The organism is Natrinema longum (assembly GCF_017352095.1).
GTDB lineage: Archaea > Halobacteriota > Halobacteria > Halobacteriales > Natrialbaceae > Natrinema > Natrinema longum.
Genome location: NZ_CP071463.1, coordinates 417663 through 429926 on the forward strand (window position 1 = coordinate 417663; position 12264 = coordinate 429926).

Below are 12264 nucleotides of genomic sequence, written 5' to 3' on the forward strand. Positions count from 1 at the left end.
CTCGACTATACGGCGGACACCCGAAAAAGCGAGGCGGCCGATCGGTCACGATCCCGACACGGCCGCGGGTAGCCGTCCAGCCGAGGGGTCTCACTCCGAGTTCGAGTCACCGGAACTCGATTTGACGGCGAGGACCGGCATCCCCGCGCGCCTGATTAGCCGTTCCGTCGTACTGCCCAGGAGAACGCGACCGAGCCCGGTTCGGCCGTGCGTTCCCATCGCAATCAGGTCGATCTCGTTTTCGGCGGCGTACTCGAGGAGGCCACTGGCGGGGAACTCCTTCCGAACGGCAGTCACCGCCTCGAGACCGGCATCTCGGGCCCGCGTTGCGATCGCTTCGGTTGCCGTCTCCCCCTGGGATTCGAACTGGGAAAGCAGCTCGCGGGATGCCGCGACGTTCCGATTGACTGCGACGTTGCTGACATCGACGATATTGACGGCGTGGACGCGTGCGTCCGCTTTCGTGGCGATCTCGAGTCCGTGGTCGACCGCGGCGGACGCCTCCTCGCTGCCGTCCGTCGGGAGGAGGACCTCGTCGTAGCCGCCGGCCCATTCGCTTCGGTCGGCCACTCGAGCGGTCAGTACCGGAACGTCCGACCGTCGAACGACGTGTTCGGTGACGCTGCCTGCGACGTAGCGGTTCACGCCCGTTCGGCCGTGGGTCCCCATCGCGATCAGGTCGATCCCGTTTTCGGCGGCGTACTCGAGGATCACGTCGGCGGGACTCCCCCTCTGCATCGCCGTCCGAACCGTCTCGTTCCCGTCGGCGATCGCGTCGATTCGCTCGGTCGCGGTCTCGGCTTCGGCCTCGAGTCGCTGGACGAACTCCGCGTCGACACCGCCGGCATTGAACACGCCACCGGCGGCGGCGACGTCGACGACGGTGAGGACGTGAACCGTCGCGTCGAACCAGCGTGCGAGCGCCAGGCCGTGTTCGGCGGCCCGGACTGCGTGGTCGCTACCGTCGGTCGGGACGAGAATGGAGTCGTACATAGCGTATTCTGGCTCGTGATTCGCTTGCGGGTCGCTTAAAACGCTCTCACTGTTCCTGGCCACCGGCGATTATGTTTCACACCGTGAGGAGGACGGCGAGTACCAGTCCGTGCCAGACGATGGCTGCAACCGCGTACCCCGGCTCTGCCGTCGGTACCGGCGGGTGGCGGACGATCGCCTCCCACAGGAAGGCGGTCGCCAGCAACGCGCCACCCAAGAGCCCGAGCCGGAAATCGACGGCGGGATGGAATCCAACGGCAGCCCCGACGACCAGGGACGTGAGCATCCCGGCCAGCAGTCGGTCGTAGTAGTCCATCTTCCTAGTCGAATGGAGGTCGTTTCTTCAAAAGAGTGGTCGACCGATTCCAGCCCGCTCGGAGTCGTCGGTCGGTTCTATGATGGGTGCGATGTAGGTTCCCCACAGCCACCCCCGCCGACCCCCCAGCTGCCGAGTGGATCGAACGACGCCACCGAAGCCCGTCAGGAGAGCCGCGCGGCGATGTCGGCCTCGGTGATGATCCCGACGGTTTCGCCGGCTTCGGTGATCATCACGGCCTTGTAGTGCTCGAGGAGGTTGCTGATCTCGTCGAGGGTGGCGTCTTTCGAGACGGTCGGAAAGCTTTCGCTCATGTGGTCCTCGATGGGTTCGTCGCGGTCGTCGGAGTCGAGGTGGACGAGGTCGCTCTGGCTGATCGATCCCACCGGGATCCCGTCCTGAATCACTGCCAGCTGGGAGTAGGCTTCTTCCTCCATCTTCTGGGCGGCATCGCTGACGGGGTCCGCCGGCGCGACGCTGACGACGGCCTCGTTCATGAGATCATCGGCGCGGATGACGTCGCTCTCGGCCGTTTCCAGGGCGTTGACGATCCGCCGGAGCGTCGAGAGCCGCGGATCGACGTCCCCGCCCTCGATGCGGGCGATCAGCGGCTGGGAGACGTCGGCCGTGTCCGCCAGTTCGCTCTGGGTAAGTCCGAGTTCGGTACGACGTTGTCGGAGGTCCGCGGGCGTCGGGAGTTCCATACGAGTGGATTACTACGGGTTATAGAAAGTATTTTGGGTTGGTTCCGGTTTCGCTGACAGATCGGTGCCGGCACCGGTCCGGCTCGTCACTGTAGCGGGAACGGCTGGTCGGGCCGGAACAACCGCCCCGAGCGACAGCGCTCGGATCGAATGCGACGCGGGCCCCATCCGCCCACCGTCTCGTGGTGACGAGCGACAACGCGGCCCCGCGCACCGCGAGGTGTGAGCGGTGTACTCGGCTTCACAAAAGACGCGGTGTGTCTCTCGGCGGCTTCGATCGAAGTTTCGGCCGTTAGTCCAGCAGTTCGCGGGCGATAACGTTCTTCTGGATCTCGGTGGTTCCCTCGTAGATCTGGGTGATCTTCGAGTCTCGGTAGAACCGCTCGACGGGGAAGTCGTTGACGTAGCCGGAGCCGCCGTGGATCTGGACGGCTTCGTTGGAGACGTCGACGGCGACGCGGGAGGCGTACTCCTTGGCCATCGAGGCGAGTTTGGTGATGTCGTTGCCCTGATCGACGTTCCAGGCGGCCTTGTAGGTCAGGTTGCGTGCTGCTTCGGTCTTCGTCGCCATATCGGCGAGTTTGTGCTGGATGGCCTGGAACTCCGAGATCGACTGACCGAACTGCTCGCGATCCTCCGCGTACTCGAGGGAGGCCTCGAGTGCGCCTTTCGCGATACCCAGTCCCTGTGCGGCGACGCCGGTACGGGTCGCGTCGAAGAACTGCATCTGCTGGAGGAACGCGGCGTCCCGGTCGCCGATGAGGTTCTCTTCGGGAACGCGAACGTCGTCGAAGATGAGTTCGGCCGTGTCGGAGGCTCGAATGCCGAGCTTGCCGGTGATCTTGTCCGCGCTGAAGCCGTCGCGGTCGGATTCGATGACGATCTGACTGAAGCCGTCGTAGCGGCTCTCGGCGTCGGGATCGGTCTTACAGAGCGCGACGAAGAAGTCGCCGACGCTGCCGTTGGTGATCCACATCTTGTTGCCGTTGATCACCCACTCGTCGCCGTCCTTCTCGGCGCGCGTCGAGACCGAGGAGACGTCCGAGCCGGTGTCGGGTTCGGAGATCGCCGCCCCGGAGATCTTCTCGCCGGTCGCGACGGGTTCGAGGAACCGCTCTTTCTGGTCTTCGGTCCCGAATTCGCGGATGGCTTCGGTTCCGAACGAACAGGCCATAATCGAGAGTGCGATCCCTGGGTCGTGGGAGAACAGTTCCTCGGCGATGATCACCGACTCGAGCGTCGAGTAGCCGGCCCCACCGTACTCGATGGGGATCGTCGAGCCGACGAGGCCCATTTCGGCCGCCTTGTCGACGACTTCGTGGGGGAACTTCTCCTCGGTGTCGTACTCTTCTGCGTTGGGAACGATCTCGTTTTCTGCGAACCGGCGGACCTCTTCGCGGATCTGCTGTTGTTCTTCACTGAGTCCGAATTCCATAGTCGTTCGTTACTATCCAAGCGATAAAGAAGTTTGTAACCGATAGTAAACAGAAGTGCTGTTTATAGATCGGAAGAGGGAAACGTTGAAACCCGTCCACATTGGACTCTCAAGCATGGATTTGGACAATATCAACACCATCGCAGTTCTGGGTGCGGGAAACATGGGCCACGGTATCGCGGAAGTCGCCGCAATGGCGGGCTACGACGTAAACATGCGCGACATCAAAGACGAGTTCGTTCAGAACGGCTACGAACAGATCGAGTGGTCGCTGAACAAGCTCGCCGAAAACGACCAGCTTACCCAGGAGGAAGCCGACGCCGCCCTCGATCGGGTGACGCCGCTGGTCGACATGTCGGAAGCGGTCGGTGACGCGGACTTCGTCATCGAAGCGGTCCCCGAACAGATGGAGATCAAAGAGGACGTCTACACCGAACTCGAGGACGCCGCGCCGGATCACGCCGTCTTCGCGACGAACACCTCGAGTCTCTCGATTACCGATCTCGCGGAATTCACGGACCGTCCCGACCAGTTCTGTGGGATGCACTTCTTCAACCCGCCGGTTCGGATGCCCCTCGTCGAAGTGATTTCGGGTGCCAAAAGCGCCGACGAGACCCTCGACGTAACGGAGGAACTCGCCGAGGACCTCGAGAAGGTACCGGTCAGAGTCCACAAGGATTCGCCCGGCTTCATCGTGAACCGGATCCTCGTCCCCCTGATGAACGAGGCGTCCTGGCTCGTCAGCAACGACGAGTCGACCATCGCCGAGGTCGACTCCACGACCAAGTACGGCATGGGGCTGCCGATGGGGAGCTTCGAACTCGGCGACCAGGTCGGCAACGACGTCAGCTACCACGTCCTGGAGTACATGCACGACGTGCTGGGTGCGGCCTACGAGCCGGCCCCGCTACTCGAAGAGAAAGTCGAGAACGAAGAGCTGGGCAAGAAGACCGGCAAGGGCTTTTACGACTACGAGGACGGTGACGGCGTCCAGATCCCGTCCGATCAGCAGTCCGAGTTGGTCGAGGAACGACTCCTCGCGACGATCGCCAACGAGGCCGCCAAGCTGATCGGCGGCGACGTCGCGCCGCCCGAATCGATCGACGAGGCCGTCCAACTCGGCGCTGGTTTCCCCGACGGCCCGGTCAAGCTCGTCGACGAGTACGGCCTCGAGACCCTCCACGAGACGCTCGAGGAAGCCTACGAGGAGACCGGCCACGAGCGCTACGCGCCCGCGGAGTACCTCGCGGAACGCGCCGCCGAAGGCGGCTTCTACGACGATGACGACGACTCCGACGAGCTCGACTTCGAGACCGTCCGGATCGAGTACCCCGGCGACATGGTCGGTCACGTCGTCATCGACCGACCCCACCGGATGAACACGATCAGCGACGAGCTGCTCGAAGAGCTCTCGACCGCGGTCGAACACCTGGAAGACGACGAGGAGGTTCGTGCGCTCCTCGTGACCGGGGAAGGCGAGAAGGCCTTTTCCGCGGGGGCGGACGTCCAGAGCATGGCCGGCGACGGTGCCGACCCGATCGAGGGCCAGGAGCTCTCGCGGCTGGGACAGTCCACGTTCGGACGCCTCGAGGCCTGTGACATGCCCGTCGTCGCCGGGATCGACGGCTTCTGTCTCGGCGGCGGGATGGAACTGGCGACCTGTGCAGACCTGCGCGTCGCGAGCGAGCGCTCCGAGTTCGGCCAGCCCGAACTCGATCTCGGTCTGATCCCCGGCTGGGGCGGAACGCAGCGGCTCAAACACATCGTCGGCGAAGGTCGCGCGAAGGAGATCATCCTCACCGCCGAGCGCTACGACGCCGAGACGATGGAATCGTACGGCTTCGTCAACGAACTCGTCGACAACGACGAACTCGAGGATCGCGCACTCGAACTGGCGACGGACCTCGCCGGCGGGCCACCGATCGCCCAGAAGTTCACCAAACGTGCGATGCTGGCCGGCCGCGACGACACGGACGCCGGCCTCGAGTACGAGGCGTCGGCGTTCGGACACCTGATGGCGACCGACGACCTGATGGAAGGAATTACCGCGTTCATGGGCGACGAGGAACCCGAGTTCGAAGGGAAGTAAGCCGGTTGGGCCGATCCGCGATCGTCGTCGAGCCGCGGTGAATCCGCTCGCAAACCGGGCCAACTACTCTGTCACTGCCGGTGCAGATCTGAGCGGTATGTGTAGTCCCCACGCGTACGGGGCCGGGACGAAACGACGATCGGTAAGTCACGACTGACGGGCCGACGGAAGACTAACGGGCCGACTAGATGTCCAGTTGATCATTCTTTACAATAGATATATATAGCTATCTCAGCGCGTCGTAACCGGATATAGTCCTCTTAGCAGGGTCTATTATCCGGCTTTTTCGTACGTTCTCTTGCATGAAGTCTACTGAGGAAGCGATGGGTGGCATTTCACGGCGGGGCGTACTCACCAGGTCCGGACTTACGCTCGGCGCTCTCTCCGGTCTGGCGGGCTGTCTGGGGAGTGGCGGGGGGACGCAACAGTTCTCACCGATCGCCGACGAACTGACCGTGTGGCACGCGATGGGCGGGACGAACGGAGAGACGCTCGATACGATCGCCGCCGATTTCGAGAGCGAACACGGGACGTCGGTGAACATGGAGTTCCAGGACTCCTACGAGGACGTGCTCACGAACACGCTCGCGGCGTTCGATTCCGGGTCCGTCTCGGATATGCTACAGGTCGACAGCCTGTTTGCACAGCAAGTGCTCGATACCGGCCAGGTACGCCCGGTAGAGCAAATCCTCCCCGACGATTTCGAGACGGACGATTTCCTCGACAACGTCGCGGAGTTCTTCACCGTGGACGGCGAACTCGCGTCGCTGCCGTTCAACAACTCGAACGCGATCATGTACATCAACCGCGACGCGTTCGAGGAGGCCGGACTCGATCCTGACGACCCGCCGCGGACGCTCGCGGAGGTCCGGTCCGCCTCCGAGCAACTCGTCGATCAGGGGGTCACCCAGTATGGTATCACCTGGCCGAATCACGTCTGGTTCGTCGAAACGTGGTACGGCTTCGAAGGCCAACTCATGACCGATGCCGAGAACGGCCACGCGGGCGACCCCTCGACGTTCCGAACGCCCGACGCGATCTACGACCTCTTCGAGTGGTGGAAGGGAATGGCCGACGACGGCCTCTACACGAATCCGGGCGTCGAGGCGTGGGGCGAGGCGACGTCGCTGTTCATCGAACAGGAGGCCGCGATGGTCCTGACGAGCACCGCGTCGGTCGCGGGACTGATCGCCGACTCCGAGGACTTCGACGTCGACGCGGCTCCCTACCCGAGTATCAGCGACACCCGCGTCGGGCCGGTCATCGGCGGGGCGTCGTTTTACGTGCCCGATGGACTCCCCGAGGACCGCTACGAGGAGATCGGGCAACTGCTCGAGTACATGGCGGCCCCCGAGGTCCAGACGGAGTGGCACAAGGGATCGGGCTACTATCCGATCACACAGCCCTCGGTCGACTCGCTCAGGGAGGAGGGCTGGTTCGAGGAGAACCCGATGTACAACGTCGCACTCGAGCAACTCCAGAACGGCGATGCCGACGATCCGGCGACGAAACGGGCCCTGCTCGGGCCGGCACGGAACGTCCAGACGACCGTGCAGGACAAATCGGTCGACATCATCAACGCCGACGACATCGGCTCCGAGATCGACGCGATGAAAGACGAGGTCGAAACGATTCTCGACGACTACTACAACTGATCAGCGAGTCCCGTTACCATGTCCACGCGCGAAATCTTCGACGGACGGCTCGAGGCAGCGCTGTTGCTCTTGCCGACGATCGTCGTGTCGGTCGTCTTCCTGTACTATCCGACGGCACTGGCGGTTCGGACCAGTTTCTTCGACTCGGGCTTCGGTCGGCAAGACGAGTTCGTCGGACTCGAAAACTACGTGACGATACTGACCAGTTCGGACTATCGCTCGAGCGTCCTCCTCTCGGTTCTCTTTGCCGCGCTCGTGGTGATCGGTGTGATCTCGTTTTCGCTGTACGTGACCTTCCTCATCCACGAGGTGGAGTCCGGCCAGACTGCGTATCTGCTCTCCGTGATCTGGCCGTACGCGCTCCCGCCGGCGGTCGGCGCGCTCGTGTTCCTGTTCATGCTGCACCCGACGCTGGGCGTCCTGACCGGGCCGATCGAGGCGCTCGGGATCGACCTCGACTGGTTCAACAACGGTCGGCAAGCGTTCGTCGTCGTGGTCCTCGCGGCGATCTGGAAGCAGATCGGCTACAACGTGATCTTCATGATCGCCTCGATGAACACGATTCCCGACGCGCTCACCGAAACCGCTCGACTCGACGGAGTGAGTCGATTTCGTCGCCTCGTCTCCGTCTACGTGCCGATAATGACGCCCACGCTGTTCTTCCTCGTCATTATCAACACGATTTACGCGTTCTTCAGCACGTTCGCGTTCGTCGATCTGCTGACCAGCGGTGGCCCCTCGAGCGCGACGAACATCCTGATCTTCGATCTGTATCAGGAGGGGTTCTCCTTTTTCAACTTCGGCATCGCATCCACGAAGTCGGTCGTTCTGTTCCTCGTCGTCGGGGTCCTCATGTACGTCCAATTTCGTGTGACTGACGAGTATTCGTACTACGGTGGGTAGAATGGACGGAGTCATCCAATACACGAAGCGCCGAATCGATGCGATGAAACGACGAACCCCCGAGCGGACGGCACAGGGGAGCACTGCCGGGGTCCATCTGCAACTCTGGGTGCTGGTGTTGCTGGTAGTGTTTCCCATCGTCGTCGCCCTCGTCGTGAGTACGAAACAACAGGGGATCGTCACGAGTCTCGGCGATCTCGTTCCCGGCACGTACGCCGTCGAGAACTATCGGGAGGCGATCGTCGACTACAACTTCGGCCGATTCATGTGGAACTCGTTGCTGATGTCGATCGTCGTCGTCGCCGGGAAGCTCGTCATCTCGGTCTGTGCGGCGATGGCGATCGTCTACTATCGGGTTCCCTACAAGGACCTCGTGTTCCTGTTCATCCTGTTTACGCTCCTGTTGCCCGTCCCGGTTCGGTTCATCCCGCTGTTCCAGTTGATCAACGACTTCGGATGGGGAAACAGTCTACTCGCGATCACCGTTCCCTATCTCGCCAGCGCGACGACCGTGTTCATCCTCCGACAGCACTTCCTCTCGATTCCGACGTCGATCGTCGAGACTGCCAAGCTCGACGGCGTCGGCCCGATACGATTCATGCTCTACGTGCTGATTCCGATGTCGAAAGGCGTCCTCGTCGGCGTCTCGATCATCATGTTCGTCTACGCGTGGAATCAGTACCTCTGGCCGCTGGTGATCATCGACTCGGAGGCCAATCAGGTCGCACAGGTCGGCTTGCAACTGCTTCAGGGCGACGTGCAGGGCGGACAGCTCTCCTGGTCGCTCGTGATGGCCGGGTCGATGCTGACCTTGATTCCGCCGCTGGTCCTGATGATCGTCTTCCGGAAACCGCTCCTGGAAACATTCACTATCCAACAGAAATAACGATGACAACTATCCAACTACAGAACCTCCGCAAGGAGTTCGACGACGTCGTCGCCGTCGACGGAATCGACCTCACCATCGAGGACGGGGAGTTCCTCGTGATCGTCGGCCCGAGTGGCTGTGGCAAGAGTACGACGCTCCGACTCCTCGCCGGACTCGAGCAGGCGACGGCCGGACGGATCGGGATGGACGACAGAGACGTCACCAGTACCGAACCGAAAAACAGGAACGTGGCGATGGTGTTCCAGAACTACGCGCTCTACCCCCACATGACGGGGCGACGGAACATCACCTTCGGGATGAAGTCGGCCGGGGCGTTCACCGACGACGAGATCGACCAGCGGGTCGAAGAAGCCGCGAAGACGCTCGATATCGCGGACCTCCTCGACCGGAAGCCCGAGGCCATGTCGGGCGGAGAACGCCAGCGGATCGCGCTCGGGCGAGCGATCGTCCGCGATCCGGACGCGTTTCTGATGGACGAGCCGCTCTCGAATCTGGACGCGAAACTACGGATTCAGATGCGCGCCGAGCTCACGAGGCTCCACGCGGAGCTCGAGACGACGACCGTCTACGTCACGCACGACCAGACGGAGGCGATGACCCTCGGCGAACGGGTCGTCGTGATGAACGACGGACGACTCATGCAGGTCGATTCCCCGCAGGTGCTGTACGACTTCCCGGAGAATCGGTTCGTCGCGGAGTTCATCGGCGATCCGGCGATGAACATGATCGACGTCACGGTCGAAGACGGGACCGCGATTCACGACGGCTTCGAGATACCGCTCCCGGGTGCCGGCACCGACGCCGGGACTCCCGGAACGGACCCGATCCCTGAACGATCGGGGGATCGTCACGACGCGGTTCTCGGCGTTCGCCCGGAGGACTTCTACCTAGCACAGGAGTCTCCCGACCTCGGAGACGCGACCTTCACGGCGACGGTCGACGTCACGGAACCACTCGGGGACAGCCTCCTCGTGCACTGTTCGGTCGGCGACGCCGTCTTCAAAATCCAGGCCGAACCGCGAACCGAACTGCAGTCGGGCGACGAGATCACGGTGGCGTCCGATCCGGAACGACTCCACCTCTTCGACCCGGAGACCGGCGAGGCGCGCTATCACTCGGCGACCGCTCGCAGGTCGCCCGAGCGGATCGAACGAGCCCCTCGAGAGTAGCCACTCTTCGGTGTCGGTCTCGACGACGGGCGTTCCGTTTGCGGGGCGTTTCGAACGTCAGATTGCGGTACCGCAGTTCGTGTTCTGCTCGAGCAACTCCCCGAAAACCGTGGGGATGGGATTTGAACCACGGTCGGAGACGAGCTCCTCCCTGATTCAAATCCCACCGTGTCGTCTTCTCACTCGCGATACTCCTCGCGGTGCTCGTCGTATAGTGCTCGTGAGAAGACGGTGGGGATGGGATTTGAACCCATGAGGCTTGACAGCCACCTGCTCTCAAGGCAGGCGCGTTGGGCCGCTCTGCCACCCCACCTCACCTGCACGTTCTCCGTACGCTCAAAAATGGTTGTCGGTCTATTCGCGCTCGAGTTCGCCGTCTGCACCCACGGTAAGCCCTCGTTCCTCGATCAGCGCCGCCGTCGCCTCGCCACCCGGCCGCTCGGCGGTCCGTCGAGCCTCGAGTCCGGCGACAGTTGCTTCCAATCCGGCCGGCGTCGAGACGGTCGGGAGCATCGGTGCGAAGCCGACGCCGAGGCCGTCGTCGGCTGCCCGCCGGGCCAGCGACGACAGCTCGGGCGTCGCGTACGCGTCCGTGAAATCGATCGGCTCGGAAAAGCCGGCGAAGTAGGTCGCGCCCCCGGTAGACGGCCCCAGAACGACGTCGTAGCGGCGCAGCGACATCGCCGCCCCGTCGATCTCCGTTCGGGCCACCAGCGGTACCGTCGGCTCGAGGATCCCCACGCTCTGGGCACCCTCCTGCTCGAGCAGGTGCGTAACGGTGTTGCCGACCCGTGCCGAGCGGCTCGAGCCGACCTGACGTTCGAACCGCACGGCAGCGTCCTCGCCGAGCGCGTCGAGAGCCAGCGCCCGGACTTCGGCCTCGGGGTCGCCCGCCGCGTGGTCCGCGGGCAGGGTCTCCTCGTCGCGGTAGTTGATCAGGAGGTCGCCGCCGCTCTGAGCGACGGCCCACAGGACGTCGGCGACGGCGGCCTCGTAAAGCGACACTGCCTCGGCTTCGGTCACCGGCGAGCCGTCGACGAGCGACGACAGGACGAGTCCTTCCCGTGGCGGATCGACCGGAACGACGACGATCATGAGACGTACTCCGAGCGCGCGGTCCTTGAACGCGGCGCTTCCGGGGGTCGACCGCCCGCCAACGGAGCCGAAATGATGATGAATTATAATGGTGTAGCGCCAGGGATCCGGTATGGACGAACGAACGATCGCCGGGCTGCTCGCGACGCTCGTCGTCGCCACGTTGGCAGTCCTCGGCGTGTACGGATTCGGAACCGGCTACCTGCTCAACTCACCGGGCGAGTTCCTGGTCCCGACGCTCGGCGTGCTCGTCGTTGCAGTCCTCGCCGTGGGAGCGTTGATCGCGTCGGGCATCGGCTCGAAACGCTGGCGCGCGAACCCCTACTGGTAATCGCTCTCGCCGCTGGGTCTCACCGTTCCTGCCGTCCCTTCGTCTGCCGATAGTCCGACGCCATCAGTTCGACGAAGGTTTCGAGCCACGCCTGCGTCTGGTCGTCGGTCTGCTCGCGGGGATGGATCATGGGAACGAGTTCGAACCCGCGACCGCGGATCCGCGCCGCGTGGTCGTCGGGAAGCGCGAGCGCCTCGGCCGGGGTCGTCGTGTACTCCTCGCCGAGTTCCGTGAGCGCGCGTTCGCCGACGGGAACGAGAATTTCGGGGTTGATCATCCTGATCTCGGCGTTGAGATACGGGTCGCAGTTGCCGATCTCCTCGTCGGTCGGCTCCCTGTCGGGGTCGCGACAGCGGGTGAGGGTCGTCAGGTAGACGTTCTCGAGCGTGGGTGCTGCGACAGGAGACGTCACGTCACACAGCCCGAGCCGCTCGAGGAGCCGTCGCACCCCGCCGTCGCCGTCGCTGCCGCCCTCGCCGGCGAAGGGGACCCCCACCTCGTCCGCTCGCGCCGTCGGGCGCTCGCCGACGAACAGGAAGTCCGCGCCGACGTCGCCGTAGCCGTGGACGACCCGGCTGCGCGTCTCACAGAGCGCCGGACAGTTCCGACACTCCTCGTCCATGCCGAAGGGGTTCCCTCGAGACTGTTGGTTCGCGTCCACACTCGCATCTCGAGGGGCAGACGC

The 12264-nt window shown here is 63.5% G+C and carries 12 protein-coding genes and 1 tRNA gene; 6 read left to right on the forward strand and 7 right to left on the reverse strand.

The features are described from left to right. Positions 1-90: 90 nt before the first annotated feature. The 4 genes from J0X27_RS02040 to J0X27_RS02055 form a co-directional block, all read right to left on the reverse strand. On the reverse strand, positions 91-993 hold the full coding sequence (locus J0X27_RS02040; RefSeq protein WP_207270825.1) for a universal stress protein: 903 nt from the start codon (positions 991-993) through the stop codon (positions 91-93). 76 nt (positions 994-1069) lie between these two features. Further along, positions 1070-1309, reverse strand: a complete 240-nt coding sequence (locus tag J0X27_RS02045; protein ID WP_207270826.1) for a DUF8015 family protein — start codon at positions 1307-1309, stop codon at positions 1070-1072. A 164-nt stretch (positions 1310-1473) separates the two neighbouring features. Continuing rightward, complete coding sequence (locus tag J0X27_RS02050) at positions 1474-2013, reverse strand: CBS domain-containing protein (protein WP_207270827.1); 540 nt, start codon at positions 2011-2013, stop codon at positions 1474-1476. A 292-nt stretch (positions 2014-2305) separates the two neighbouring features. Then, positions 2306-3448 (reverse strand): acyl-CoA dehydrogenase family protein, encoded by a 1143-nt coding sequence (locus tag J0X27_RS02055; protein WP_207270828.1) that lies wholly within the window; start codon positions 3446-3448, stop codon positions 2306-2308. Positions 3449-3563: 115 nt separating this feature from the next. Here J0X27_RS02055 and J0X27_RS02060 point away from each other — a divergent pair, with 115 nt between their 5' ends. The 5 genes from J0X27_RS02060 (at position 3564) to J0X27_RS02080 (ending at position 10153) form a co-directional block, all read left to right on the forward strand. After that, on the forward strand, positions 3564-5537 hold the full coding sequence (locus J0X27_RS02060; protein ID WP_207270829.1) for a 3-hydroxyacyl-CoA dehydrogenase/enoyl-CoA hydratase family protein: 1974 nt from the start codon (positions 3564-3566) through the stop codon (positions 5535-5537). 467 nt (positions 5538-6004) lie between these two features. Continuing rightward, the gene (locus J0X27_RS02065) at positions 6005-7192 is read left to right on the forward strand and encodes an ABC transporter substrate-binding protein (protein ID WP_345778257.1); all 1188 of its coding nucleotides are present in this window, start codon (positions 6005-6007) and stop codon (positions 7190-7192) included. Positions 7193-7210: 18 nt separating this feature from the next. Beyond that, complete coding sequence (locus J0X27_RS02070) at positions 7211-8095, forward strand: carbohydrate ABC transporter permease (protein ID WP_207270831.1); 885 nt, start codon at positions 7211-7213, stop codon at positions 8093-8095. Position 8096: 1 nt separating this feature from the next. Next, entirely contained in the window at positions 8097-8981 is an 885-nt protein-coding gene (locus J0X27_RS02075; protein ID WP_207270832.1) for a carbohydrate ABC transporter permease, read from the forward strand. 2 nt (positions 8982-8983) lie between these two features. After that, positions 8984-10153, forward strand: a complete 1170-nt coding sequence (locus J0X27_RS02080; protein WP_207270833.1) for an ABC transporter ATP-binding protein — start codon at positions 8984-8986, stop codon at positions 10151-10153. Between the two features lie 229 nt (positions 10154-10382). Here the strand turns inward: J0X27_RS02080 and J0X27_RS02085 are convergent. Then, positions 10383-10466 (reverse strand) — tRNA-Ser (locus J0X27_RS02085). A gap of 41 nt (positions 10467-10507) precedes the next feature. Then, positions 10508-11248, reverse strand: coding sequence for a glycosyltransferase family protein (locus J0X27_RS02090; RefSeq protein ID WP_207270834.1), 741 nt, complete (start codon positions 11246-11248; stop codon positions 10508-10510). Positions 11249-11360: 112 nt separating this feature from the next. Here J0X27_RS02090 and J0X27_RS02095 point away from each other — a divergent pair, with 112 nt between their 5' ends. Continuing rightward, positions 11361-11579, forward strand: coding sequence for a hypothetical protein (locus tag J0X27_RS02095; RefSeq protein ID WP_207270835.1), 219 nt, complete (start codon positions 11361-11363; stop codon positions 11577-11579). Positions 11580-11598: 19 nt separating this feature from the next. Here J0X27_RS02095 and J0X27_RS02100 read toward each other — a convergent pair whose 3' ends face one another. Beyond that, positions 11599-12201 (reverse strand): uracil-DNA glycosylase, encoded by a 603-nt coding sequence (locus J0X27_RS02100; RefSeq protein ID WP_207272001.1) that lies wholly within the window; start codon positions 12199-12201, stop codon positions 11599-11601. Positions 12202-12264: the final 63 nt, after the last annotated feature.